21 protein-coding genes and 1 tRNA gene are annotated in these 26362 nt (G+C 64.2%); 13 read left to right on the top strand and 9 right to left on the bottom strand.

The features are described from left to right. Positions 1 to 228: 228 nt before the first annotated feature. Together AC1POX_RS06545 and AC1POX_RS06540 are read left to right on the top strand one after the other, a co-directional pair. The gene (locus AC1POX_RS06545; protein WP_277572570.1) at positions 229 to 1263 is read left to right on the top strand and encodes a glucokinase family protein; all 1035 of its coding nucleotides are present in this window, start codon (positions 229 to 231) and stop codon (positions 1261 to 1263) included. 102 nt (positions 1264 to 1365) lie between these two features. Continuing rightward, positions 1366 to 4002 carry a TonB-dependent receptor gene (locus AC1POX_RS06540; RefSeq protein ID WP_372356885.1) on the top strand — a complete coding sequence of 879 codons (2637 nt, stop codon included), beginning with the start codon at positions 1366 to 1368 and terminating at the stop codon, positions 4000 to 4002. A 215-nt stretch (positions 4003 to 4217) separates the two neighbouring features. On the opposite strand, the gene hrpA is transcribed toward AC1POX_RS06540, so the two are convergent. Then, positions 4218 to 8339: an ATP-dependent RNA helicase HrpA gene (gene hrpA / locus AC1POX_RS06535; protein ID WP_372356884.1), complete on the bottom strand. Its 4122-nt coding sequence runs from the start codon at positions 8337 to 8339 to the stop codon at positions 4218 to 4220. Positions 8340 to 8441: 102 nt separating this feature from the next. On the opposite strand from hrpA, the gene AC1POX_RS06530 reads away from it, so the two are divergent. The 6 genes from AC1POX_RS06530 (at position 8442) to AC1POX_RS06505 (ending at position 13866) form a co-directional block, all read left to right on the top strand. Further along, complete coding sequence (locus AC1POX_RS06530; protein ID WP_003482535.1) at positions 8442 to 8990, top strand: Dps family protein; 549 nt, start codon at positions 8442 to 8444, stop codon at positions 8988 to 8990. Positions 8991 to 9213: 223 nt separating this feature from the next. Then, positions 9214 to 11010, top strand: a complete 1797-nt coding sequence (gene recQ, locus AC1POX_RS06525) for a DNA helicase RecQ (protein ID WP_029820001.1) — start codon at positions 9214 to 9216, stop codon at positions 11008 to 11010. A gap of 138 nt (positions 11011 to 11148) precedes the next feature. Next, positions 11149 to 11646 carry a hypothetical protein gene (locus AC1POX_RS06520; RefSeq protein ID WP_008578046.1) on the top strand — a complete coding sequence of 166 codons (498 nt, stop codon included), beginning with the start codon at positions 11149 to 11151 and terminating at the stop codon, positions 11644 to 11646. Positions 11647 to 11724: 78 nt separating this feature from the next. Beyond that, the gene (locus AC1POX_RS06515; RefSeq protein ID WP_008578047.1) at positions 11725 to 12129 is read left to right on the top strand and encodes a response regulator; all 405 of its coding nucleotides are present in this window, start codon (positions 11725 to 11727) and stop codon (positions 12127 to 12129) included. A gap of 218 nt (positions 12130 to 12347) precedes the next feature. Continuing rightward, positions 12348 to 13058 (top strand): hypothetical protein, encoded by a 711-nt coding sequence (locus AC1POX_RS06510; RefSeq protein WP_256127329.1) that lies wholly within the window; start codon positions 12348 to 12350, stop codon positions 13056 to 13058. A gap of 523 nt (positions 13059 to 13581) precedes the next feature. Next, positions 13582 to 13866 (top strand): hypothetical protein, encoded by a 285-nt coding sequence (locus AC1POX_RS06505; RefSeq protein WP_372357210.1) that lies wholly within the window; start codon positions 13582 to 13584, stop codon positions 13864 to 13866. Between the two features lie 90 nt (positions 13867 to 13956). On the opposite strand, the gene AC1POX_RS06500 is transcribed toward AC1POX_RS06505, so the two are convergent. Further along, positions 13957 to 14667, bottom strand: a complete 711-nt coding sequence (locus AC1POX_RS06500) for an rRNA pseudouridine synthase (protein WP_031423759.1) — start codon at positions 14665 to 14667, stop codon at positions 13957 to 13959. A gap of 232 nt (positions 14668 to 14899) precedes the next feature. Between AC1POX_RS06500 and AC1POX_RS06495 the strand changes: the two genes are divergently transcribed. After that, the gene (locus AC1POX_RS06495) at positions 14900 to 15106 is read left to right on the top strand and encodes a hypothetical protein (RefSeq protein WP_008578051.1); all 207 of its coding nucleotides are present in this window, start codon (positions 14900 to 14902) and stop codon (positions 15104 to 15106) included. A 514-nt stretch (positions 15107 to 15620) separates the two neighbouring features. Further along, a complete protein-coding gene (locus tag AC1POX_RS06490) occupies positions 15621 to 17789 on the top strand; it encodes a methyl-accepting chemotaxis protein (RefSeq protein ID WP_031423761.1) in 2169 nt (722 codons plus the stop codon). Positions 17790 to 18147: 358 nt separating this feature from the next. Here the strand turns inward: AC1POX_RS06490 and AC1POX_RS06485 are convergent, their stop codons facing one another. Continuing rightward, on the bottom strand, positions 18148 to 18774 hold the full coding sequence (locus tag AC1POX_RS06485) for a LysE/ArgO family amino acid transporter (protein ID WP_372356883.1): 627 nt from the start codon (positions 18772 to 18774) through the stop codon (positions 18148 to 18150). A gap of 101 nt (positions 18775 to 18875) precedes the next feature. On the opposite strand from AC1POX_RS06485, the gene AC1POX_RS06480 reads away from it, so the two are divergent. Continuing rightward, complete coding sequence (locus AC1POX_RS06480) at positions 18876 to 19778, top strand: LysR family transcriptional regulator ArgP (protein ID WP_277572210.1); 903 nt, start codon at positions 18876 to 18878, stop codon at positions 19776 to 19778. Positions 19779 to 20048: 270 nt separating this feature from the next. On the opposite strand, the gene AC1POX_RS06475 is transcribed toward AC1POX_RS06480, so the two are convergent. Beyond that, on the bottom strand, positions 20049 to 20408 hold the full coding sequence (locus tag AC1POX_RS06475) for a response regulator (RefSeq protein WP_008578055.1): 360 nt from the start codon (positions 20406 to 20408) through the stop codon (positions 20049 to 20051). Next, positions 20405 to 21412, bottom strand: coding sequence for a sensor histidine kinase (locus AC1POX_RS06470; protein ID WP_218557176.1), 1008 nt, complete (start codon positions 21410 to 21412; stop codon positions 20405 to 20407). The genes AC1POX_RS06475 and AC1POX_RS06470 overlap by 4 nt, the downstream gene beginning before the upstream one ends. A gap of 275 nt (positions 21413 to 21687) precedes the next feature. Between AC1POX_RS06470 and queC the strand changes: the two genes are divergently transcribed. Next, positions 21688 to 22362: a 7-cyano-7-deazaguanine synthase QueC gene (queC, locus tag AC1POX_RS06465; RefSeq protein ID WP_008578058.1), complete on the top strand. Its 675-nt coding sequence runs from the start codon at positions 21688 to 21690 to the stop codon at positions 22360 to 22362. 48 nt (positions 22363 to 22410) lie between these two features. Then, positions 22411 to 22486: transfer RNA gene (locus tag AC1POX_RS06460), tRNA-Lys, on the top strand. 250 nt (positions 22487 to 22736) lie between these two features. On the opposite strand, the gene queE is transcribed toward AC1POX_RS06460, so the two are convergent. The 4 genes from queE to tolB are packed head-to-tail and all read right to left on the bottom strand — an operon-like array spanning position 22737 to position 26182. After that, positions 22737 to 23420 carry a 7-carboxy-7-deazaguanine synthase QueE gene (gene queE, locus AC1POX_RS06455; RefSeq protein ID WP_008578060.1) on the bottom strand — a complete coding sequence of 228 codons (684 nt, stop codon included), beginning with the start codon at positions 23418 to 23420 and terminating at the stop codon, positions 22737 to 22739. 41 nt (positions 23421 to 23461) lie between these two features. Next, positions 23462 to 24280 (bottom strand): tol-pal system protein YbgF, encoded by an 819-nt coding sequence (ybgF, locus tag AC1POX_RS06450; RefSeq protein ID WP_007971751.1) that lies wholly within the window; start codon positions 24278 to 24280, stop codon positions 23462 to 23464. A 6-nt stretch (positions 24281 to 24286) separates the two neighbouring features. Further along, complete coding sequence (pal, locus tag AC1POX_RS06445; RefSeq protein WP_003482562.1) at positions 24287 to 24805, bottom strand: peptidoglycan-associated lipoprotein Pal; 519 nt, start codon at positions 24803 to 24805, stop codon at positions 24287 to 24289. A gap of 57 nt (positions 24806 to 24862) precedes the next feature. Then, on the bottom strand, positions 24863 to 26182 hold the full coding sequence (gene tolB / locus AC1POX_RS06440; RefSeq protein WP_372356882.1) for a Tol-Pal system beta propeller repeat protein TolB: 1320 nt from the start codon (positions 26180 to 26182) through the stop codon (positions 24863 to 24865). Positions 26183 to 26362 lie beyond the last annotated feature (180 nt).

Here is a 26362-nt window from a genome sequence, read left to right as displayed (position 1 = left end):
CAGTTGCCGGGTCGGCTTTTCGGCAACCACCGCGCCACGTTGGACGCGTTTGTCCACGTTGCGCAATGAAGTCCGCACAGACAATGCCAAATGGCACGTTTTTGCACTTGAGCACGCCACCAAGATCGATCCAACCCGACTGATCCATTGACATCGTTGTCACCAACTCCTACACAGGCCCCTACTCGCTGACGGCATCGGCCGATCAGACGGACCAAAGGACTGAATGTGGCTGCGATTTCGCGTTCCGCTTACGCCTCTGCCTCGCCCGACGTCCCCGTTGCCACCAGCTTCGTCGCTGCCGATGTCGGTGGCACGCATGTGCGTGTCGGGCACATGCTGCAGACGCGCGATGCAGCCATCGAGCTTTCGCATTACCGCACCTATCGCTGCGCCGAACACGCCAGTCTCCAGGCCATCCTCGAGGACTTCCTGCAACAGCGGCGCCGCGTCGATGCGGTGGTCATCGCCAGTGCCGGCGTAGCGCTGGACGATGGCAGCTTCATCAGCAACAACCTGCCCTGGACGATTTCGCCCAGCCGCATCGGTACCGCACTGGCGGTGCGCAACGTGCACCTGGTCAACGATTTCGAGGCGGTGGCCTACGCAGCGCCGCAGATGGAACAACGCGCCGTGCTGCAGCTGAGCGGACCCACGCCGCGCCATGCGCGCGCCAACGGGCCGATTTTGGTGGTCGGCCCCGGCACCGGTCTGGGTGCAGCACTGTGGATCGATGCCAAGCCACGCGCAATCGTGCTGGCTACCGAAGCCGGCCAGGTCGCGCTGGCCAGCACCCACCCGCACGAATACGCCTTGCTGCAACGCCTGTTGCGTGGCCGGCACTATCTGCCGCTCGAGCACGTGCTTTCCGGCCCGGGCTTACTGCATCTCTACCACGCGGTGTGCGAGCTGCATGACGCAACGCCGCTCCATCGCCTGCCCGCCGCCGTGACGCACGCAGCGCTGCACGAAAACGATGCGCTTGCGCGCGAGTGCCTGCAAATTTTTTGCGGCCTGCTGGGGAGCGCGGTCGGCGACATGGCACTGGCCTACGGCGCTGCCGGTGGCATCTATCTGGCCGGGGGCTTCCTGCCGACGATCGGCCAGTTCCTGGCTGGCAGCACATTCGCCGAGCGCTTCCTGGACAAGGGAAACATGCGCGCGGTGCTCGAACGCATCCCGGTCAAATTGGTCGAGCACGGGCAACTGGGCGTGCTCGGCGCGGCCAACTGGTATCTGCAACACCACACCGAGCTGTCGTAAGCGATCTACCACGCGTTCCACCCCGAGCGCGCGTCTGCAAGACCCCGCATCCGGCGAGCGGCAGCCCGCCGTCCATCCCTGTGCGTGATGAGGAGAGACATCATGAAATACAGCACCACCCTGCTGTCCAGCGCCATTGCACTATCGCTGGCATTCGCTGCGCAAGCCCAGGACGGCGCTGGCACGCAAGCCACCGACCTGGATGCCGTCCAGGTGGTCGGCATCCGCGCCAGCCTGGAAAAATCGCTCGATACCAAACGCAACAACACCGGCATCTCCGAGGCGATCACCGCCGAAGACATCGGTAAATTCCCAAGCACCAACGTGGCCGAAGCGCTCTCGCAGATTCCCGGCGTCACCCTGGACCGGCGCTTCGGACAAGGCGAGCGCGTGAGTATCGACGGCACCGACCCCAGCCTCAATCTGTCGTTCCTGGACGGGCATCCGGTTGCGCAGGCGATCTGGCTTTATGGCGAACAGCCCAGCCGCGGGTTCGATTACACCCTGCTGGCCCCGCAGATCCTGGGCCGTGCGGAAATTCTCAAATCCTCCGAAGCGCGCCTGACCGAAGGCAGCCTGGGCGGCACGGTGCTAATGCACACGCGGCAGCCGCTGGATCTGAAGGCCAACGAAGTGGCTGCGTCCATCGGCTATAGCTACAGCGACCAGGCCAGCCAGGGCAAACCCAACGCGGCACTGCTCTACAGCTGGAAGAACGCGGCGCAGACCTTCGGCATTGCGGTGTCGGCGCAGCACTACGAAGAACGCGTCGACCGCCGCGGCATGGAAGTGTTCGGCTACGCACCGGCCAGCACTTTCGCCAATGCCGCAGGCGGCGTGCCTGCCGATGCGGATGTACCCAACTCGATCAACGCGGCCTGGTTCCAGCAGGATCGCGAGCGCGACAGCGCCGTGGTCAACCTGCAACTCAAGCCCAGCGAGGCGCTGGAGTTCAATCTGAGCGGCCTGTACATCAATGAGAACTTCGACAACTACAACCAGTCGATGTACAGCTTTTTGACCTGGAATGCCGGCACCGTGGCGGCGGTGGACCAACTTGGCGGCGTCCGTAACGGCGTGGTCACCAGTGGCCACTCCAGCGCCAATGCGATCCCGCTCGGCGGCACGGTGATCTACGACAACAACGTGCGCGAATCGGAGGTGACCACCAAAGGACTGGACCTGCGCGGCGCCTTCCGCGGCGAGGGTTGGGGCTTGAACGGACAGGTGGGCCAGAGCAAGTCCGAGAACAACGATCTCTCGCAATACTTCATCGAGCCGTTCTACAACGGCGGCTTCAGCTGGGACACCCGCCGCGGCATCCGCTTCGACGATTCCGCAGCGGCACGTAATCCCGCCAACTGGGGTTCGGCCGGCGGCTGGTTCGGCAACAACGGCATCTTCTCTACCGAAAGCAAGGACACCTACGGCCAGCTGGATTTCAATCTGCAGTTCGATGGCGTGTTCAATCAACTGCTGTTGGGCGTGCGCCACGGCAAGCATGACGAGCGCTTCGAGCTCAATGTCTATGGTGGTGTCACCCCCGGCACCCTGGCCGACGTGGGCACGATCGGGCTCACCGATCTGCAGGGGTTCTATCCCGATCACGGCCGACATATACAGGCAGGTCGCAACAACGTGCTGAACTGGATCCGCAACAGCCCGGTCGATTACAGCGCGCCGGATCCGGCCAGCTACCTCAACAACAGCTGGGCGCTGGAGCAGACCAACAATGCGGCCTACGCGCAGCTGAATTTTTCCGGCGGCGGTCTGCGCGGCAATCTCGGCGTGCGCTACGTGGATTCCAAGACCGAAGGCAGTGGCTTCGTCTACAGCGGCACGCCCTCCCTCGCCGAGGCCGGCAGCCTGTGGCAGACCCGCACCCGCAAGGAAGACTTTCTGCTGCCTTCGCTGACGCTGTCGTACGACACCAGCGACGACTGGGTATTCCGCTTCGCTGCGGCCAAGGTCATCGCCTGGGCACCGTACAACCAGATGGTCAACAACACCTTCCTCAACGACACCACCTTGACCGGCAGCGGCGGCAATGCAGACCTGTCGCCGTATGAATCCTGGAACTTCAATCTCTCTGCCGAATATTATTTCGCGCAGCAAGCGGTGGTGGCGTGGTCGGTGTTCTACAAGAAGATCGACAACTACATCGACACCAGCGCCAGCGTGGAGCGCCAGTACAACGCACTGCGCGACACTGCGCCGCAGAGCTGGGCGCAATTGCTCGGCAGCAACGGCTGTACCGCCGATGGCTATTGCGACTACAGCATCCAGCGGCCGCGCAACGCCGGCGATGGCAAGGTCAAGGGCTTCAACATCTCCTTCCAGCAACCGTTCGGCGACAGCGGCTTCGGCCTGACCGCCAACTACACCTATGCCGCCGGCAAAAACAACACCGGCGATGCCCTGCCCTACCAATCGCGCAACAGCCTCGCCTTCAGCCCCTACTACGAAAAAGGCCCACTCAATGCCCGGCTGACCTACAACTGGCGCGACAGCTATCTGGCCGGCGGTTATGTGGCCGGTGCGGCACCGGCAAGCGTGGACGATTACGCCGAACTCGGCGCCAGTATCGGCTATGCCTTCAGCCCGAACTGGTCGCTGCAGGTCGATGCGCAGAACCTGCTGGACGAGCAATACCTGCAGTATCTGGGCGACAAGGACCACCTGGCCGGACGCTACAAGAGCGGACGCCGCTACATGGCCAGCCTGCACCTGAAGTTCTAGCGCAGCTAGCAACGACTGCGCTCACCGCCAGGCGGGCGCGGTCGGTGCTCGTAGCCGGGCGTACCGCTTGTACGCCCCGGCTTCGAGCGCACCGTCTGCGCCGATCTGCCGACTGCTCGCGACGATATACGGGCCGTTCTCAGCATCGGAGGCGCACGCCGCGTGCCTTATAAAGACGCACGCGGCTTTGTTCGGATACATGCCCGACCGAAGGCTCAACTGCGCAGTGCAGCGACCCGTTGCGACAGTTTCTTCGCCGAAACGCCGGATTTGGCACCCAGCTCCTGCGCAAAGACCGACACGCGCAGTTCTTCCAGATCCCAACGCAGCGCCTGCCACTCTTGGCGGTCTTGCAAACCGTGCGCAGCGGCGGCTTCCACTGCATCCACGAACGGTTTGAGCTCGAGCATGCGCGCCTGGTCGCGCGCAGGATCGCGCTTTGCGCGCTCGGTACGCAGGATCATCGCCCTGAGGTAGCGCGGATAATTGGCCAATGCATCGGCCGGCGTGTCGCGCAGGAAGCCTGCATGCACCAGCGCGCGCAGTTGCTGCTCCATGTCGTCCAGATTGCCGCGTGCCCAGCCCATCAACGGCGCCTCCAGCAGTGGCTTAAGTTCGGCCACGGCGCCCAGGATGCTTTCGGCCAACTTCAAACGCTCCATCGCTTCGCCGAACAGCCGCTTGCCCGCATCGTCGCGGCGCTGCGCAAACGCGCCGGGGTCGCGAATGGCGCCCAGGCCATCGGCCAGCACGGCATTGAGCGCCGCATCGACCAGATCGCCACGCAGGCGTTCCTGCGATTCAATCGCCGCATACAGCAGACCGGTCTTGGGCGATACCGGCAGTTGCTTGCGCGCCTGCTTGATCTTGTCGGCCAATGCGATTTCCAGCAAGCGCCGCACGCCGCGCGGATGCGCCCGCGCAGCGTCGTTGCGGTCTGCAAAGATACGCAGCGCCGCATTGTCGCCCTGATCCACCAGCGCCGGGTATGCCGGCACGCCGGCCTCGCCGGCCACCTGTTCGGGAATCGGCGCACTCGGAAAGTCGCGCAGGCCTTCGGCGGCCAGCGCGCGCCCCGCCCGTGCGGCGAATGCCTGCCCCGCGCGCTCGCCGAAGCGCGCACGCAGCCCGTCCAGATCGCGCGACTCGGCCAGCACCTTGCCGTCGTCATCGCGCAGGCGCAGGTTCATCAGCAAATGCGTGTCCAGCGCCTGCTCATCGAAATCCAGCGCTGCCACTTGCGTCCCGGTGGCCTTGGTCAGAAAGCGCGCCAGTTCGCCGCGGATATCGTCGGCCGAGGCAATGCTAAATGCCTCGTAAAACGCACGTCCGAAATCCGGTGCCGGCACATAGTTGCGGCGTTGCGCCTTGGGCAGGCTACGAATCAACGCAGACGCCTTGTCGGCGACGAAGCCCGGCGCCAGCCACGACAGGCGCGCCGGATCCAGCGCATTGAGCAGGTGCAACGGCACCTCCAGCGTCACGCCGTCGTCGATGGCCCCCGGCTCGAAGCGGTAATGCAACGGCAGGCGCGCATCGCCGAGTGGGAAATATTTCGGAAAGCGATCGGCTTCGCTGCCTTCGCCCGGCAGCAGATCGTTCAACGACCAATGCAGGCTGCGGCGCTTGTCCGGCGGCAAGCTCTTCCACCACGCATCCAGACCGCTGGCCGAATGCAGCTCGGCCGGAATGCGATCCAGATACCAGCGCGCCTGCCAGCCTTCGTCGGCAACGATACCGGCACGACGCAGCTTGGCCTCTTCTTCGCGCGCCTGCTCGAGCACCTTGAGATTGTCGGCCACGAATGCGGCCCGCGTATTGATTTCGCCCGTCACCAGGCCTTGGCGCACGAACAGGTCATGCGCTGCGGCCGGATCGATCTTGCCGAAATGCACGGGCTTTTTCGGCGCCAGCACCAGCCCGAACAGGCTGATCTGTTCCGAAGCGACCACCTGCCCCTGCGCACGCGACCAGTGCGCATCGAAATGCTTGCGCGCCAGCAGATGCGGCAGCTCGGCAATCGCCCAATCCGGCTCGATCGCGGCATTGGTCATGCCCCACACTTTCTGCGTGTCCAGCAGCGTGGCCGCCAGAATCCACGGCGGCGGTTTGCGCGCCAATGCGGAACCCGGAAACGGCACGAAGCGGCGTTGCCGCGCGGCCAGATAATCGCCTTTTTCGGTGCGATGACCGATCTGCGTCGGCAGGCCCGCCAGCAGCGCGCGATGCAGCGCCTGATACGCCGCCGCACGCTCGCGCTCGGTGGTCCGCGCCGAGGCTTCGGCAGCCTCGGCCTGCTTGTTCGTCGCAGCAGGCGCAGGTTGCGCAGGTGCTGCATTCGGATCCGGCTTGCCTTCGCGCGCCAGCCGCGCAGCACGGTGCAGTTGGCCACGCGTAGGCCGGTTGACGTTGTGGCCGTCCTCGCGGACGGGCGCGCTGGCACCGGCCAGCAACGGCGCCAGCATCACATTGGCCGGCTCTTCGCTCCAACCCAGTTCTTCGCACAGCAACCGCAGCTGCCGGTGCAGCTCGCGCCACTCGCGCATGCGCAGGAAACCGAGGAAATGCCGGTTGCACCAGTCGCGCAGCTTGGATTGGGTGAGATCTTCATGCACCTGCCGGTACGCATCCCACAAGCGCAGGATGCCGACGAATTCAGAGCGCGCGTCGGCAAACAGCGCATGCGCGTTATCGGCGGCCTCGCGCGCTTCCGGCGGGCGCTCGCGCGGATCCTGGATGCCCAGGAATGCGGCGATGATGATCATCTCGCGCAGGCACCCATGTTGCTGCGCGGCCACCAGCATGCGCGCCAGCTTGACGTCCACTGGCAGGCGCGCCATCTGGCGCCCGGTGGCGGTCAGACGCCGCTGCGCATCGATGGCGCCCAGCTCCAGCAGCTGTTGCCAGCCATCGGCCACCGCACGTTCGTCGGGTGCCTCCAGGAACGGGAAGTCTTCGATCCTGCCCAGCCCCAACTGCAGCATGCGCAAGATCACCCCGGACAACGAGGAACGTCGGATTTCCGGATCGGTGAACGCCGGACGCGCGGCAAAGTCCGCTTCGGCATACAGCCGGTAGCAGATACCCTCTGCAATGCGACCGCAACGGCCCATGCGCTGGTTGGCGCTGGCCTGCGAGATCGGCTCGATATGCAGCCGGTCCAGCTTCTGGCGCGGGCTGTAGCGCTTGACGCGGGCAAGCCCCGGATCCACCACATAGCGGATGCGCGGCACCGTCAGCGAGGTCTCGGCCACGTTGGTGGCCAGTACCAGGCGCCGGCGCGGGCCCGGGTTGAACACGCGGTCCTGATCGGCCGCCGACAGCCGCGCGTACAGCGGCACCACTTCGGTTTCGCGGTATTTGCGCCGTTCCAGCGACTGGTGCGCATCGCGAATCTCGCGCTCGCCCGGCAGGAACATCAGCACATCGCCGCGCGGGTCGATGCGGGTGATTTCGTCGATGGCCGCCACGATCGCATCGTTGACACTGCGCTCGCCGTCGCGGCCGCTGCCGTGTTCGCCATCGTCGCTGTCGCCCGTATCGCCTTCCAGCGGGCGATAACGCACCTCGACAGGAAAGGTGCGGCCTTCCACGCTGATCACCGGCGCATCGTCGAAGTGCCGTGCAAAGCGCTCGGTATCGATGGTGGCCGAGGTGACGATCAACTTGAGATCGGAGCGCTTGCGCAGCAACTGCTTGAGATAGCCGAGCAGGAAATCGATGTTGAGGCTGCGCTCGTGCGCCTCGTCCACGATGATGGTGTCGTAGGACGACAGCCAACGGTCGCTGGCGATTTCCGCCAGCAGGATGCCGTCGGTCATGAACTTGATGCGCGACTGATCGCTGACGCGATCGGTGAAGCGCACCTGGAAGCCCACCGTCGTGCCCAATGGCGTCTTCAGCTCGTCGGCCACGCGCGCGGCCACTGCACGCGCGGCGATCCGGCGTGGTTGGGTGCAGCCGATCATCCCGGCGGCTCCGCGTCCGGCCGCCAGGCACAGCTTGGGCAGCTGGGTGGTCTTGCCCGAGCCGGTTTCGCCGGCGATGACCACCACCTGATGGTCGCGGATCAGCGCGATGATGCGCTCGGCCTCGCGCGCGATCGGCAACTGGTCGTCCAGCGTGATGGCCGGTTGCTGCTCGGCCCGCGCCTGGCGTTGCGCCTGCGATGCCGCCAGCGCCTGCTCGAACGCATCGCGCACCTGCGGGTTGCCCGGCTTGCCCTGCCAGCGCGACCATAGGCCCAGCAAGCGGCCACGGTCGCGGCTCATCGCACCATCCACGGCACGGCGGCGCTCACGCAAGGTGTCGGCAAGGGTGGAGTCGATAGCGCTCATCGATGGAAAAATGTGAAAAATTGAATGACGTTTGATCCTTTAGCCTGTCTATTGTGACGCCATATCAGTTCCCCAAGACATCCACCCTGCAAGGACCATCCCATGTCCAAGAAAAAAAACGCCAATAAGCCCGTCGTCGTCAGTGATGCCCTGCCGGTCGCTGCTGCGTCGGCACCGCATATCGATATCGGGATCAAGGACAGCGATCGCAAGCAGATCTCCGACGGTCTGGCCCGCTACATGGCTGACGCCTTCACCTTGTATCTGAAGACCCACAACTTCCACTGGAACGTCACCGGGTCGATGTTCAACTCGCTGCACACCATGTTCGAAACCCAGTACACCGAGCAGTGGGCGGCGCTGGACGAGGTGGCCGAGCGCATCCGCGCCCTGGGCTACAACGCGCCGGGCTCGTACCGCGAATTCGTTGCGTTGACCTCGATCCCGGAAGAGCCGGGCCTGAGCGACAGCGCCGACTGGCGTGAAATGGTGCGTCAGCTGGTCAGCGGCAACGAAGCAGTCTGCCGCACCGCACGCAAGGTGCTGGGCACCGCCGACGACGCCGGCGACGACCCGACCGTGGACCTGCTGACCCAGCGTCTGCAGACCCACGAAAAGTACGCCTGGATGCTGCGCTCGCTGCTGCAGTAAACCCTCTGGGCTTCGCCCCTTCGGGTTTGAGCCCCTCTCCCGCCGGGAGAGGGGTTGGGGTGAGGGTACGGTGCGAAGCCCACGTCATCTCAACCGCATAAGGCTTCAGTGCGTCCCCTGCGCGCCGACATACAGCACATCGCGGCAATCTCCGATCTGCCATTGCGCGCAGCTGCTCCCATGCCATCCGGCCAGGGCTTGACCCGCGCGGTATCCTAGGTCGATGTCTTCCCCCGCTCACGAACTGCTCAGCCGCGTCTTCGGCTACGACGACTTCCGCGGCCCGCAGCAGGCCATTGTCGAACACGTCGCTGCCGGCAACGATGCCCTGGTCCTGATGCCCACCGGTGGCGGCAAGTCGCTGTGCTACCAGGTGCCGGCGCTGCTACGCGACGGCATCGGCATCGTGGTCTCGCCGCTGATCGCGCTGATGCAGGATCAGGTCGAGGCCCTGCGCCAGCTCGGCGTACGCGCCGAGTTCCTCAATTCCACCCTGGATGCAGAAAACGCCCAGCGCGTGGAACGCGCCCTGTTGTCCGGCGACCTGGATCTGCTCTACGTTGCGCCCGAGCGCTTGCTGACCCAGCGCTTCCTCTCGTTGCTGGAACGTAGCCGCATTGCGCTGTTCGCCATCGACGAAGCCCATTGCGTCTCGCAATGGGGCCACGATTTCCGCCCGGAATACCGCCAGCTCACCGTGCTGCACGAGCGCTGGCCGCATATTCCGCGCATGGCGCTGACGGCCACCGCCGACCCGCCGACCCAGCGCGAAATCGCAGAGCGCCTGGATCTGGTGGACGCGCGCCACTTCGTCAGTTCCTTCGACCGCCCCAACATCCGCTACACGGTGGTGCAGAAGGACAACGCGCGCAAACAGCTGCAGGAATTTCTGGGCCGTCATCGTGGCTCGGCCGGCATCGTGTATGCGATGTCGCGGCGCAAGGTGGAAGAAACCGCGCAGCAACTGTGCGCGCAAGGCTTCAATGCACTGCCCTATCACGCTGGCCTGCCGGCAGAGGTGCGTGCAGAAAACCAGCGCCGCTTCCTGCGCGAGGACGGCATCATCATGGCCGCCACGATCGCTTTCGGTATGGGCATCGACAAGCCGGACGTGCGCTTTGTGGCGCACGTGGATCTGCCCAAATCGCTGGAGGGCTACTACCAGGAAACCGGACGCGCCGGCCGCGACGGCGACCCCGCCGAAGCCTGGCTGTGTTACGGCCTTGGCGATGTGGTGCTGCTCAAGCAGATGATCGAGCAAGGCGAAGCCGCCGAAGAGCGCAAGCGTCTGGAGCGCGCCAAGCTCGACCACCTGCTGGGCTATTGCGAATCCATGCAATGCCGCCGCCAGGTGCTGCTGGCCGGCTTCGGCGAGACCTATCCCAAACCCTGCGGCAACTGCGACAACTGCCTGACCCCGGCCGCCGCCTGGGACGCCACGGTAGCCTCGCAGAAGGCGCTCAGTTGCGTGTATCGCAGCGGGCAGCGCTTTGGCGTGGGCCATCTGATCGACATCCTGCGCGGTAGCGAAAACGAACGTATCAAACAGCTGGGCCACGACCAGCTGAGCACCTACGGCATCGGCCGCGACCTGGACGAACGCACCTGGCGCGGGGTATTTCGCCAGCTGGTGGCCGCCAGCCTGCTGGAGGTGGATAGCGAAGGTCATGGCGGCCTGCGCCTCACCGATGCCAGCCGCCAGGTGCTCAAGGGCGAGCGCCAGGTCATGATGCGCCGCGAAAACCCGGCTGCCGGGCGCGAGCGCAGCGCGCAGCGCACCGGCCTGCCGGTGCAGCCGCAGGATCTGGCGCTGTTCAACGCCTTGCGTGGCCTGCGCGCGGATCTGGCCAAGGAACAGAACGTGCCGGCTTTCGTGATCTTCCACGACAGCACCTTGCGCAACATCGCCGAACAACGGCCAACCAGCATCGATGCGCTGTCGCGGGTGGGCGGCATCGGCGGCGGCAAGCTGGCGCGTTATGGCGCGCAATTGATCGAGATCGTGCGCGAACAGGGCTGATGCAGCAGCATGTGTCAACACAACACCGCAGACGGCACAAAAATCCGCAGGATCGACAGCGCGCATTCAATCAGCCGTTGCTAGTTTCACAAGGCGAGCCGGCACGCGCCGCCAGCCCCTCTTCGTAGAGTCCAACCGATGAAACGCAGCCTGCTTGTTCTGGTCACTCTGTTTGCCACCGGCAGCGTCGCCGCTGGAAGTGCGTTGGCCCAAGCCAGCGACGGCAATCCCGAAACGGCGAGCGCACGTTCGCTGGACCTGAGCATTCCGCAAGCCCCGGTGCAGCTCCGCTCCGACCCGGAATACAGCAACGACCCGCCGGGCACCTTCTACGGCGACAAGAGCGGCCCCAAGCCGGCGCTAGCCCGGCCAAGTGCCGCTTCCATCGCTGCCGAGCGCGCCGAGCAATGCCAGGGCAAGCTGCATGGTGCTGTCGAAACCGGCCTGGGCTACTCCAGCCGCGGCGGCAACAGCAACTGGCAGGCGGTGAATTTGAATTCCTGCAAGACCTATTATGACGACGACGGTAAGGCGCACCAGATTGGCGTCAGCATCAGCGTCGGACGTGGTGAGGGCTCCATTTTTGGCCCGCGTTATGCACCCGGCGGCTATGGTCCGGGCCCGTTCGGCTGGTAACCATACGGCGAGGTGTGCGTTGACAGAGGGTTCACTGCCGCATCGCTGAGAATGTGGCCTGCCTTACGAGACCAGCTCATGCCACAGAACAAGGAACGGCCGGTTGTCTTCGTTGTCGAAGACGGCGACGGAACCCGACAGCTCAGCTGCCTTGTGCTGGAGAGCTATGGGTTCACCTGCCGTAGCGCCGGCTCGGTCGAAGAAGCCTTGGCCTTGATCGAAAGCGACCCGCGCGTGGACGTGCTGTTTTCTGATATCCATTTCCCCGGCGGCCTGACCGGTGTGGATCTGGCGCTCAAGACTGCACATGCGCCGTACAACCTGCCGGTGCTGCTGACTTCGGGCCTGGCGGTCGAATACGTGGAAGAGATCCTGCCCGACGGCGTGGCCTTTCTGGAAAAGCCGTATACCCCTGAGCAACTGCTCAGTGCGATCCGCAGCGTGATGGCCAAGCACCGCGTGCTGGCCACCCCGGTCGCGTAAACACGAGCGGCCGCGACTGGACGGCCGCACACAATCCCGGTATTAAATGCCAGCCCTCGCGCGATGCGGCGGCAACGGGGATCGACCACACCACGGTAGTACCACAGACGCGGCGTAACGCCCGGCTGGCCGTACCGTGTCCTACGCCAGGGGAAAACATGAGACATCTAGTGACCGCAGCCATTGCCATGGTTGCGCTAAGCGGTTGCGCCACGGTCATGAACGACGCGACCCAGCCAATTCGCATCGACACCAAGACGGCCGATGGGCAACTGGTTTCCGGCGCCGACTGCGCCATCAGCAACGACAAGGGCCGCGTCACGGTGAAGTCCGGCCAGACCGCACAAGTGCATCGTTCCGCGCGCGATCTGGAGGTGACCTGTGTGCTGCCCGGCCAACGTGATGCCGCCGGCCGTTCCATCTCGCGCGCCAACATGGGCATTTGGGGCAACATTCTGATCGGCGGGGCGATTGGCGCCATCGTCGATCACAGCAAGGGCACCGGCTATACCTACCCGAGCTGGATCCAGTTGGTGTTCGGGCAGACGCTGAGCTTCGACCGCCATCGTGAAGACCGGGGCCAACCGTTGCAGGGCGAGAACGCGCACGGTGTGGTGGTTGCAGGCAATCCCAGTTCAGGCAACTCCGCGCACGGGTCGGCGGTCACCCTGCCATTGGCGAGCGAACCGGCAGCCGCCGAGCAGGCAGACGTTGCGGCAGCGTCTGCCAGTGTCGGGGGCAACGCTGGGCCTGCAAGCCCGGCGATGTCGACCGCGTCGGCGGCAAGTCGCGCCCAGGGCATCAGCAATGGCCTGCAATGCGGCACCGTGCAGGCCACCAGCGCCACGCGCTTCAGCGCGGTCTGCAGCAGCGGCAATACGGTGCAGATCGATTGTTCCGGCTTCCGCTGCACCTCTACGTTTCAGTGATGCAGTGAGCTGGGCTGTGGGCACAAGCCCACGGTCATGCGCAGATCGTCGCGACGGCTGTCGGGTACGCCCCGACAGCGTGTCGGCTCGCTCCCGATTTACGTGATAGATGTCGCATTTAAACTGCAGCTACCGGACGCGAGGCCTGTTGGGCCGCTCAACTCGCGGGGCGCAGAGCACGCCCCTGCCGGGACACGGATGAAAAGGCGCGACAGAACGGCCGAGCCTTCCCTGCGATCTGCGCGTGCGTTCGTCCGTGCAGTCGCTTAGCACCAAAGAATTGTCGCCAGGTTTGATGCCTGGAAGACCTGCCCCGTCCTGCGATTGACCGCAGCTCTACCGTCGTTGCGATCGCGCATCCCTTCCCTGGCACTCAATCCGCGCGGCATGCCGATGTGGGCGCATCATTGCGCAAGCGCCTGCTTGGCCACCCGCTCATGCACCGGGCCATCCTTTCCCGAATCACGCTGCACAGGCACGCTCCCACACGTGCCAGGTGGCTGATTGATTGCTGCATGGATCGATGCAAGGCAACGCCAGCTTCCGCGCCAATTACGTCGATGCGCTGAATCATCGATGCGGCGGAACCATGCGCCCGCTTCTGCGGCAAGCCATGCATTTCACGCGATCAAGCAGGCCGCTCGCTAGGCTAAGGTCATCGCAGCGCTGTGCTGCGCAAGACTGTCAGGAGTTCCGCATGGGCGACAATTCGTTTTTATCTCCGGCCTTCATCATCCTGGTCATCGGTGTGATTGCCGTTGTGCTGTTTCTGGTCACGCGTGCCAAGAAAAAGCGCAACAAGAAATAATCGCTGCATGCGCTGCTGGCCGTGACTGAGCACGCTTGCACACAGCGCGACGTGATTCCAGCGGCTGCAGCCGCATACTCCGTGCTGCAGTCAGAACCGCTCACCTGCCGGCAGGTAGCGCCATTCACCGATCGCCAGCTTGCCCAGCGACACCCGGCCCACGCGCAGGCGGCGAATGCTCACGACCTCCAGGCCCACTTCGCCGCACATGTAGCGCAATTGGCCTGGCTGCACGTGCTTGATCGCAAACCGCAGGCGGTCTTCGTTTTGCCAGCTCACCTTGCAGGGCGACAGACTGCGCTGCTGATAGACCAAGCCATGCGCCAGCCGCGCCATGCCGTAAGGGCGCAATTCACCGCGCACTTCGACCAGAAATTCCTGCTCGATCGCGCTGGCGTCAGCGCTCAACCGGCGCAGCACGCGGCCATCCTGGCTCAGGATCAGCAGGCCGCTTGCGGCGTCTTCCAGCGGCAGCGGTGCGTGCAAGCGTAGGAAGTGCCGTTTCAGCACACGTACTTCCGCCTGATCCAGTGCGCTGCGCGTTGCCGGCGTGGCCAGCGCCAGCGCGGCATCGACGCAGATGCCTGCCGGCTTGTGCAGCAACAAGGTGGCGGGCTCGGCAGGCGCCAGTACCGCATTTTCGGCCAGGGTAACCTGCGCCGCGGTAGCCAGCGTCTGCGGTTCTTCGACCACCACGCCGTCCACGCTGACCCACCCACCCTCGATGTACTGCTGGGCCTCGCCACGCGAGCAGCCGAACGCGGCAGCTATACATTTATCGAGACGGATCGGATCAGACATCGGGCGAGCTCAGCATCAGGGGACGGCAGTGTACGTGCTGGCTGCTCGCCCGCGTGAGTCGTTGCACGGCAGCGATGGAGCGTTGCCCAATGCATTGGACGGTGCGCCTGCGCAAGTTGCGCATTGCCCGCCACCAACGCAACGGCAAACGCAGTGTGCACGCAGGCACCGGCAAACGCTTCTGCACCGCACGACAACGTGGGAAACTCGAAGCTCACACAGGAGATCGCAGATGTTTATCCAGTTCGGCACCGCCCGGGTCCGCCTCAACCATATCTCTGTCATCAGCGACCCATTCAATGCTGGCGAAAGCTTCGGGTCGTATTGCCACTCGGTTCGGGTCGGGCTGATCTCCGGCGAAGAAGTCTTTGCGCGCTTCAACAGCGAGAGTGGCGCCAAGCAACTGCACGCAGACGTGGTCGCTGCGCTGGAAGCCTGAGCAAAGAGTGATCGCCATCGCGTCGCGCCGCTGCGCACGCGATGGCTCACGCTGCAGCACGCGGTGCTTACTGGCATGCATGCTGCGGCGCGGCAATCCGCTCGGCGTACGGCGTGGCACACCTCCAATGAGGTGGCTCGCACGACCTATCCGCTCACGGGCTCGCGGCAGATCGTTGCCCAGCGTTCGATGCAGCACTGGCCCTGCATGCAATCCGGTGGCCGGTCATACGCGTCTGTTAGTCAGCGCACATGTCGGCAAGACGTCGGAAAATCGCTGCATTCCTGGCACGCTTCGATCCGGCCAGACACATCTGAATTCGCGCCCTGGGGCGCCCGTGTCAGGACGCGGGAAACTGCTGTCAGGAAACTTCCGATCTGTAATGAATCAGCGGTAAGTATTTTCGATCGACGGTCTTTAGCTCCCTCAAATCCGGCCGCTAGCTGGGCAAGACGCTTGAGTCGATGCACCCCGCATCCACCGAGCTGCTCAGCTGTACTACCTGGAAGCGGTCATGAATGACTTTCTGCAACGCCTCAATGTCGGCCGTCGCCTCGGAATGGCCTTCGGCATCTTAATTCTGCTGTCGGGCCTGCTGGTGGCGACCGGCCTGATCACCATGTCCAATGCGCGTTATGAGCTGGACACCATCGTCAACAACAACATGGAAAGGATCCGGCTGTCCTCCGAAATGCTCGACGCCAACACCAACGTGGCGATCGGCTTGCGCGACGTGGTGATGGTGTCCGGCGATGCGGCCAACCGGCGCGCACTGGACATCATCGAAAAGAGTCGTGCGCGCTACAAGCAAGCCCACGATGCCTTGGCTGCGATGCCAAGCAGCGAACTCGAGAAAAGCGCGCTCGCACTGGTGCAGGAAAAGCGCGACGTCTCGGTCAAGTTCAACAACCAGATTCTCGACTACGGCATGCGCGACCAGAATCAGCAAGCGCAGGCCTTGTTGCAAGGCGCTGCCGCTGCGGCGATGGACGAGCAACAAGCCGCAATTGCTGCAAATGCGGCCTTGGAGCGCCGCCTCAGCAAAGACGCATACGCGGCAGCGGTTGCATCGATGCACAACGGCAAGATCATCCTGGCCAGCGGCGGCATCGCTGCGCTGGTGATCAGTGCGCTGCTCGCATGGTTGATCACGCGCAGCCTCACCACGCCGTTGAGCCAGGCCACGCGCACTGCCGAAGCCATCGCCGCAGGCAATCTGCGCAACGATGTGCACACCACCGCAACGGATGAAACCGGTCGCCTGTTGCAGGCCATGGACAAGATGCAACTGCAGCTGCGCAACCTCATCGCGGCGCAGACCGACATGGCCAAGCATCACGACAACGGCCAGATCAGCTTCCGCATCGACGCAACCGTGTTCCCGGGCGACTACGGCCGCATGGCCAACGACACCAACGCGTTGGTGGCCTCGCACGTGGCCGTGCAAAACGATCTGGCGCGCATCATGGGGCGCTATGCCATCGGCGAACTCTCCGAAGACATGCAGCCCCTGCCGGGCGAAAAAGCCGCCTTCAGCAACACCATGTCGCAGGTCAAGCTCAACCTGTCGGCGATGAATCACCAAATCAGGCACCTGGCACAGGCGGCTGCCAATGGCGACTTCAGCGCCCGTGGCGATGTCGAACGCTTCCAGTTCGATTTCCGCATCATGGTGGAGAGCCTGAACCAATTGATGTCCACCGCGGACGGCAATCTGCAATCGCTGTCGGCACTGCTGCAGTCGATCGCAGCGGGCGACCTCACCGCACGCATGAGCGGGGACTTCCGCGGCGTGTTCGCACAGATGCGCGATGACGCCAACGCGACGGCGAGCCAGCTGGCGCAGATCGTCGGCAACATCCAGCAGTCGGCCGTGTCGATCAACGCGGCTGCCAGCGAGATCGCCGCGGGCAATCAGGATCTGTCGCAGCGGACCGAGCAGCAGGCGGCCAACCTGGAAGAGACCGCCGCTTCGATGGAAGAGCTGACCTCCACCGTCAAGCAGAATGCCGAGAGTGCGCGCCAGGCCAATCAACTGGCGATCGGCGCCGCACGCGTGGCCTCGGAGGGGGGCAATGTGGTCGGCAAGGTCGTGGACACGATGAGTGGTATCGAAGCCTCGTCCAAGAAGATCGCCGACATCATCTCCGTCATCGACGGCATTGCCTTCCAGACCAACATCCTGGCGCTGAACGCCGCGGTGGAAGCTGCCCGGGCAGGCGAGCAGGGCCGTGGTTTTGCGGTTGTCGCCTCGGAAGTGCGCACGCTGGCGCAACGCTCCTCCGGCGCAGCCAAGGAGATCAAGGACCTGATCGACGATTCCGTCCAACGCGTGGCCGAAGGCTCGGCACTGGTGCACAGCGCCGGCAAGACCATGTGCGAGGTTGTGGCCAGCGTCCAGCGCGTCACCGACATCATGGGCGAAATTTCGGCGGCCTCGCAGGAGCAATCTGCCGGCATCGAACAGGTCAATCACACCATCACGCACATGGACGAGACCACGCAACAGAATGCGGCGCTGGTGGAAGAAGCCACTGCCGCGGCCCGCTCCATGGAAGAACAAGCCGTGCACCTCACCGACGCGGTCGCCATCTTCAAGATCGATGCACGGCACGCGCGCCGCGCAGACACCCGCGCTACCGCGCCGGTCGCGCATCTGTTGGACAAGGTACGCCACGCCTGAGTGGCATGGCCCGCTGGCTGCCCTGCAGAGGCGCAGCTGGCGTGAGCGCACCGAAGCGGTTGCCGGCGGCAATCGCAACACGCCACTGACCTCGTCCCAAGCGCGCCCTGGGAGGCGCGCCTGGATGTTGCAACGGCGCCGTCCACATCCCAGGGGCACCATCCACGGCAATGCCGCCTGTTCGCTGCCGATGAAACGGCCCAAACACCGCGAAGTGGCGCGCAATCGCAGCGTCAGCGACGATCCGGTGGCCCTGGCCTGGCGGTGTACGGCAACAGATCACGATGGATCGGGATACCCAGCTCTGATGCGTCGCAAGTCATGCGCGATACTGCATCACACCGTCCAGCCAGAGCGATTAGCGCAGCGCCGCGTGCTCGGGTAGCAGCAACAGCACACACAGCAGCAGCATGAAGACCGCGATCAGTCCATCCAGTCTCCGCCACGCACGCGGATGCCGGAACACCGGCTGCAACAAGCGGGCCCCATAGCCCAGGCCAGAGAACCAGCTCACGCTGGCGATACACGCACCCAGTGCAAATGCCCAGCGCAACGCGCCGGGGTAATGCGTGGCCAGGCTGCCGAGCAAGAGCATCGTATCGAGATAGACGTGCGGGTTGAGGAAGGTAAACCCCAGGCAGGTGAGCATGGCCCGTTGCCAGCGGTCTTCGCCGTGTTCTGCCGGCGACATTGCGCCATCTCCGCGCCAGGCACGGCATGCGGCCATCCACCCATACACTGCCAGAAATGCGGCGCCTGCGTAGCGCAACAGCTGCAGCAGGCCCGCGTATTGCTGCGCCAACGCGCCGATTCCAGCAACGCCGAGCAGGATCAGCGCGATATCGCCAAGTGCACAGATCGCCACCACCAATCCCACGTGCTGGCGCTTGAGCCCTTGCCGCAGCACGAACGCATTCTGCGCGCCGATCGCGACGATGAGACCGGCACCGGCAAGAAAACCGGCCACTGTTGCTTGAACGATCATGGTGGTGTCTCCGAGGCAGGCGCGCATCGTGTGCCCTTACATCGAATTAGGAAAACTAAATAATCTGTATGCTGATTAGCATTTCTAATGCAGGTGAACGCATGGATCTTCTGCATCCGCAATTGGCCGCCTTCGCAGCCGTGCTGGACGAAGGCAGCTTCGACGCCGCCGCGCAGCGTCTTGCACTGACGCCCTCGGCAATCTCGCAACGCATCAAGGCGCTCGAAGACCGACTCGGGCAGGTACTGGTCATGCGCACGGCGCCTTGCCGGCCCACGCCGGCCGGCGAACGGCTGCTGCGCCGGCTCAAGCCCATGCAGGTCCTCGAAGCCGAAGCGATTGCCGACTTCCTGCCTGGCGATGGCATCGCCGGGCACCCACGTACCCTCGCCATCGCGGTCAATGACGACTCGTTGCAGACCTGGTTCCTGCAGGCGCTGTCTTCGCTCCACCAGGCGCACGGCTTCTTGTTCGATGTGCAGATGGACGACCAGGACCACACCCTGGAGTTGCTGCGCGCTGGCAGCGTGCTGGGCGCGGTCACCTCCGAGCGCGCGCCACTGCAGGGTTGCAATGTCCAGGCGTTGGGCGTGATGCGTTACCACGCGATCGCATCGGCGGCGTTCGTCGCTGCGCATTTCCAGGGTGGCTTCACTGCCGACGCGCTGGGAAAGGCGCCGATGCTGGTGTTCAATCGCAAGGACACCTTGCAGGCGCGTTTCGTCAGGCGGGTCACGCGTAGCCGGCTGAGCCCGCCCACGCATTACCTGCCCACCTCCACCGGTTTTGTCGAAGCCGCTGCACGCGGGCTGGGCTGGTGCCTGGCGCCCGAAGCGATGGTGCTGCCTGCGGTGCGCAACAAGCAGGTCGTCATCGTCGACCCCACCCGCTGGCTCGATGTTCCGCTGTACTGGCAGTACGCCGCTGTGCGCTCGAACGTGTTGCAGCAACTCAACCAGGCACTGCGCGAGGCCGCTGCCACCAGCTTGCGTGGCAGCAGATAGACACCACGGCCACCGTTCTCACCGCCTGCCCGTCGCCGGGCTGCCATGCATCTGCATACGCTGCGAATTCCGGCACCCATCGCCACATTGGCTGCACCTGCCACGCTAGCCGGGTAATCGCTGCGCATGCACGCCCAAGTACCGATCCCAGTCACTGTCCGAACCGGTTGAATGCCTGCGGTGCCATGCACGCCGGAGCATTGCGGCGGTCGGCGATATCGAACTTCTCAGCGCCCCCATGTCGTTCAACTGCAACAAGACCCGCGCTGATCACTCGGCGCTGCGCTGCTGCAGCAGCGATAGCGCATGTTTTAGATCACGAAAATGGAAGGGTTTCTGCAGGCCGTGCCGGTGCCGGTACTTTTCGGGAATCCCGCCCTGCGCATAGCCGGTCACGAAGATATACGGAACACCGCGCGCATCCAGTTCTTCCGCAATGGGAAACGACAAGGTGCCGCCAAGATTGATGTCCAGCAGTGCCAGGTCGAGGTTGCCTGCCTGCACCGCTTGCAACGCGGCGTCCACGTCGGCCACGGTTGCCACCACCTCGTAGCCCAGTTCCGCCAGGCAATCCTCCAAGAGCATCGCCACCAACGATTCGTCTTCGACCAGGAGCACGCGCATGGTCATGGCCGTGCCTCGGCATGCTCGGGCGGCAACGGGATGGAAACGCGGAAGCGCACGCCAGCCGGATCGAAGGACAGCTCAACGTCGCCCTTGAGGTCGTGCTTCAAGCCACGCTCCAGAAGACGCGTGCCGAACCCCTTGCGCGTGGGTGGCTGCACGGGCGGCCCCCCGGTTTCCCGCCAGATCAAGTCAAGCAGTTCCTGCTCGCCACGCGTGCTGCGCTCCCACGAAACCAGCACATTGCCAGCTGGCAAGGATAAGGCGCCGTGCTTGAGCGCGTTGGTGCACAGCTCATGCAGCGCCATCGACAGCGCCAATGCCCGCCGCGGATCAAGCCGACAGGAATCACCCTGCAACGTGAAGCGCTGGCTGTCGTGCGACTCATACAGCGCGGCAGCGTCGCGGGTCAGTTCCAGGATGTCGGCGCTGACCCAGTTTTCGCGCGTCAGGGTGTCGTGTGCCCGCGACAGCGCCAGCAAGCGCGCGTCGAGCTTTTCCTGTGCGTCGGCCAGGCCACCGGCGTTGGTGAACGACTGCCGCGCCAACGATTGCACCATCACCAACGAGTTCTTGACCCGGTGGTTGAGCTCGTTGATCAACAGCTGCAGATGCTGCTCATGCTGCTTGTGTTCGGTGATGTCGCGCGTGGCGCCGGCGATCGCCTCGACTTTGCCGTCGGGTCCGAACACCGGGGTAAAAATGTAGTCGTAGATGCGCAGGCCCTTGGTCGTATGCGGGAATGGCACTTCGCCGCGCACCGGCTGGCCTGTTGCGATCACCTGTTCGATCTCTTCATCGTGCATGGCCGCATGCCAGGGCTCGTAGCCCAGTTCCAGGCAGGTTTTGCCGCAGGCGTCTTCCCAGCGCATGCCCCACATCGTCAACAACGCCTGATTGGCGTAGACGAAGCGATGCTGGATATCGAACACATACAAAAGATCCGGTGTTGCCTGTAGCAGGGCCTCGTAAATGCGCGATTTCGCTGCGTCTTCCTGATGCTCGGCCATTGCGTCATGGTTCCAAAATTGAAGCGAACGATAAATGGACTTACGTGAACGCCTGATCATGCGTATTTGACGTCAAATCCAGCTCAACAAAAACGCGCGCCGTCGCCAGACAAAGCGGTTGCAATCGACCAACGCCGCAAGCGCATTCCACTGTTTCGTGCCTGCACCGGCCAATCCCGCGCCAACCGAAGCCGATCGAAGACCGGTTCCCGGTCGCCCTGCGCCATCGTCCCTGATAGCCTTCGGGCTTATTCCGCAGTGATCGCCGATTCGCCATGAAAAAAGCCGTTGTTCTGTTGTCCGGTGGCATGGATTCCGCCGCCGTCATCGCACTCGCGCAGGAGCAGGGCTTTGCCGTCTACGCGCTGAGCGTGCGCTATGGCCAACGCCATACGTCCGAACTGGACGCCGCAGCGCGCGTCGCTGCCGCGCAGGGCGTCGTTGCGCACAAGGTGGTCGACGTGGACCTGCGCAGCATCGGCGGCTCGGCATTGACCGACGACATCGACGTCCCCGACGCTGGCGGCGACGGCATCCCCGTCACCTACGTGCCCGCGCGCAACACCATCATGCTGTCGCTGGCGCTCGGTTGGGCCGAGGTCGTCGGCGCCAACGACCTGTTCTGTGGCGTCAATGCGGTGGACTACTCCGGCTACCCCGATTGCCGTCCCGAGTTCGTGCGCGCTTTCGAGGTGCTGGCCAACCTGGCCACCAAGGCAGGCGTGGAAGGTGCAGGGCTGCGCGTGCACGCACCGCTGCAGTTCCTCAGCAAGGCCGACATCGTCCGTGAAGGCGTGCGCCTGGGTGTGGACTTCGGCCTCACCGTCTCCTGCTACCGCGCCGATGCCGATGGACGCGCCTGCGGCCACTGCGACGCCTGCCGCCTGCGCGCGGCCGGCTTCGCCGATGCCGGCGTTCCCGACCCCACGCACTACGCCATTTTGTCTTGACGCCCGCGTAGGGTAGAATGCGCACCCCGACGCAATGTCGGGGTCAGTGGGCCGTTAGCTCAGTCGGTAGAGCAGAAGACTTTTAATCTTTTGGTCGATGGTTCGAATCCATCACGGCCCACCATCTCCAGCAAGGCTTTCAGCGAACTTCATCGCTCCCCAGGAAGGCATCCGTTCCGCAATTTCGCAGCATTCGCTCGCCCGTACGAGCGCGCGGACACCGGTGCGCCGTTACGCTAACGCATCACCGCATAGCGGCTTACAGGTCTTTGCCACTTTGTGGGATCCCGGCTGCCTGAGCCAATCAAAACACCGTCCGTAATTTTTGCCAGCGCAAGGCAGTCGCCTGATGCACTGCGCTACGCGCCTGATCCTCACCGCCCAGGCTCGTCGTTCCACAGCAGCTTGTGCAGCTGCATCTGGAAGCGCACCGGCAAGCGGTCTGCCACGATCCAGTCAGCCAGTTGCCGTGGGCTCACCTCGCTTTTGCTGGGCGAAAACCACACCGTGCAGCGGCGATCCAGTGCATGCGCGGCGACGATCTCGCGCGACCATTCGTAGTCGGCGCGGCTGCAGATCACGAACTTGATCTGGTCGCGCGCGGTCAGCAGCGGCAGGTTTTCCCAGCGATTGCGTGCCTCCTCGCCGGATGCGGGCGTCTTGATGTCGACCACGCGCGAGACGCGCGGATCGACGGCAGACACGTCCAGCGCACCGGAGGTCTCCAACGAGACGTCGTAACCGGCGTCGCAGAGCTTCTCCAGCAGAACCAGGCAACGCTTCTGCGCCAACGGCTCGCCGCCGGTCACGCAGACATGGCGCACGCCATGACTGGCGACTTCGGCGACGATTGCGTCAATGTCATGCCACTGCCCGCCATGGAACGCGTACGCGGTGTCGCAGTACAGGCAGCGCAACGGGCAGCCGGTCAGGCGGACGAATACCGTGGGCCAGCCAGCCGCTTCGGCCTCGCCTTGCAGGGACAAAAAGATTTCGGTGATCTTCAACCGCGGCAATGGCGACTGGACGATCTCGCTGGGGACGGCGGCGGCATTCATGGGCAAAGTATGCGCCGTGCCGGCAGGCACGAACGCGAGGCTCAGCGCAGTTGCTGGCCGAGACGGATGGACTGCAGGCGCTCCTGCGCAACGCGTGCCGCGTCGGAGCCGGGGTACTGCGAAGCAACCTGCTGCAAGGTCTGCTGGGCCTCGTTGTTCTTGCCTTCGCCGTACTGCGACAGGCCAAGCTTCAACAAGCCGCCGGCGGCCTTGTCATGCGTGGGATAGCGGCTGACGAGATCACGGAACTGCGCCTCGGCAAGCTGGAAATTACGGGTGGCGTAATAGCTCTCGCCCAGCCAATACAAGGCATTGGGGGTATACACGCCGTTGGGATAGAGCTCCAGAAAGCTCAGGAACAGCTGCGACGCATCGTCGTACTTGCCGTTCTTCAATGCATCGAAGGCCACGTTGTAGGCCGTACGTTCGTCGTTGCTGACGGCCAGGGTGCCTGGGTCGCCATGGACGGTTGGCGGCTTCTCGGAAGTTGCCGCCGCTGCGGGCCGCGCGGCAGGTGCCGGGGCCGGGGTCACGCTGCCGGTCGCTGGGGGCAATGGCGGTGTTGCGCCACCTGCGCCTTCCAACCGGTTCAAGCGTCCATCCAGGTCCAGATATTGGTCCTTGGACTGCTGCTTGAGTTGCTCATTGTCGTGCTGCAGCTGTTCGACGGTCGACCGCAATGCCTGCAGGTCCGAACGCGCCTGCTGCAGCTGATTGAGGAGATCGTTGTTGGCCTGACTATTGGCCTGCTGCTGCTCGAGCACGGCCACACGATCAGCGAGACTGGCTCGCTGGGCGTATGCCGGCGCGGCGACCACGAGGGCCGCCGCGACGAACAGGGATGTCACTCGAAAGCGCATCGCTTCTTACTGAGCCGTGTACACGATTTCGACGCGGCGGTTCTGCGACCAGCAGGACTCGTTCGACTCGGTGCAGACCGGACGCTCTTCGCCGTAGCTGACGACGGTCAGCTGGCTGGCAGAGCCGCCGGCAGCCTGCAGCGAGGACGACACGGCATTGCCGCGACGCTCGCCCAGACCCATGTTGTACTCACGCGAACCACGCTCGTCCGCATTGCCCTGCAGGGTGATGCGCGAGGAAGGACGGTCACGCAGGTACTTGGCGTGGCAAGCCATGATGGCCTGGAATTCCGGCTTCAGGGAGTCCTGATCCAGATCGAAGTAAACAACGCGCTGACGCAGGCAGGCATCGGTATCCAGGTCGCCCGGGCCGTACAGGCCAGAGGTGGACGGGCCGGTGGGAACCGAGGAACCAGCGGTGGTATCGGTCGCAGGAGGCGGAGTTTCCTTCACCTTCTTCGAGCAACCAGCCAGCACAGCAACGGACAGCAGGGAGACAAGCAAGACGCGGGTGGACTTGTTCATGGGGTACCTATGGAGGCTCTGGGCCAATGAGTGGTTTAACGCAGCGAAATATTAACATTAATGCGCGATTCGGTAAGGCCCCCATGCGGGTTCTCTCACATCGCCGTCGGCCAGCACCAGGCGCTGGCGGACCCGAGCGTCGGAAGAGACCGCGTACAGCACGCCACGGCCGCCTTCGCGTGCGGCGTACAACACCATGCTGGCGTTAGGCGCAAAGCTCGGCGATTCGTCCAGCGAGCCCGGCGACAGCGTGCTCCAGCTGGGCGAACCCAGGCTGCGGTCCATCATCGCGATGCGGTAGGTGTTGCCGCTGCCCTGAGCCACGGCAATCTTCTTGCCGTCGAACGACACGCTGGCGGTGGCGTTGTAGTTGCCCTGGAAGGTCACGCGGTTGGCGCTGCCGCCGCTGGCTGCCACCTGGTAGATCTGCGGACGACCGCCGCGATCGGAGGTGAAGTAGATGCTGCCGCCATCCGGCGCCCAGGTCGGCTCGGTGTCGATGCCGAAGTGGTTAGTGAGCTGGGTGAGCTGCTTGCTCCCCAGATCCATCACGTAGATTTCCGGGTTACCGCTGCGCGACAGCGCCAGCGCCAGGCGACGTCCGTCCGGCGAGAACGACGGCGCGCCGTTGATGCCCCGGAAGCTGGACACCAGTTCGCGTGCACCGGTGGCGATGTCTTGCAGGTAGATCGACGAGTTGCCGCGCTCGAAGCTCACATATGCCAGCTTCTTGCCGTCCGGGCTCCAGTTGGGCGACAGCAGCGGCTCGGCCGAACGCACGATGGTCTGCGGGTTGTAGCCGTCCGAGTCGGCCACCATCAGCGCATAACGCATGGCGCCGCCCTTGCCGCTGGCAGTCACATAGGCAATGCGGGTCCAGAAGGCACCGCGCACACCTGTGATTTTCTCGTAGATGGCATCAGCCATCTGGTGCGAAACATCGCGCATTGCATTGGCACGCGCCGTCATCGCCAGGCCCAGCATGCGCTCGCCCTTGGCCACGTCGAACAACTCGTATTCGACCCGGTATGCGCCTTCGCCGGCGTCCATGACGCGGCCGACCACGATGTAGTTCTGCTTGAGGGTGCGCCAGGTCTGGAACTGCACCTCGGTGCCACGGGTCGGCTTTTCGACGATCTGCGCGGCCGGCAACGTGCGGAACTGCCCGGAACGATCCAGGTCGGCGCCGACCACGGCGGACACGTCGGTCTGCGGCGCGGTGCCCGAGCCCTGATACGGCATCGGAATGACGGCGATCGGCGTGGCAGACGCGCTACCGCCGACGATATCGATGGTGAGACCTTGCTGCTGCGCGAGTGCGCTCAGCGGCAACAACAGGGCGGTCAAGGCGGCTAGCCAACGCAGCGGTTTTTTCATGGACGGCTCGGATCGGGCAGGAAAAGTGTGCAAGGGATAGCAATCAACGAGTGAACATACTCGCAATCGTGAATGAGTTGACGTGAAAACGGAGCGAGCGATGGTGTAACGACATGGACAGCCCCATGGGCGATCACGCGGGGTGGCACCAGGCTGCGGCGCCAGTGGCCGCCGCAGCCC

Source organism: Xanthomonas sp. NCPPB 3442 (assembly GCF_056725145.1).
The sequence above is the reverse complement of the archived record's forward strand: the minus strand, read 5'-3'. Positions and strand labels throughout refer to the sequence as shown.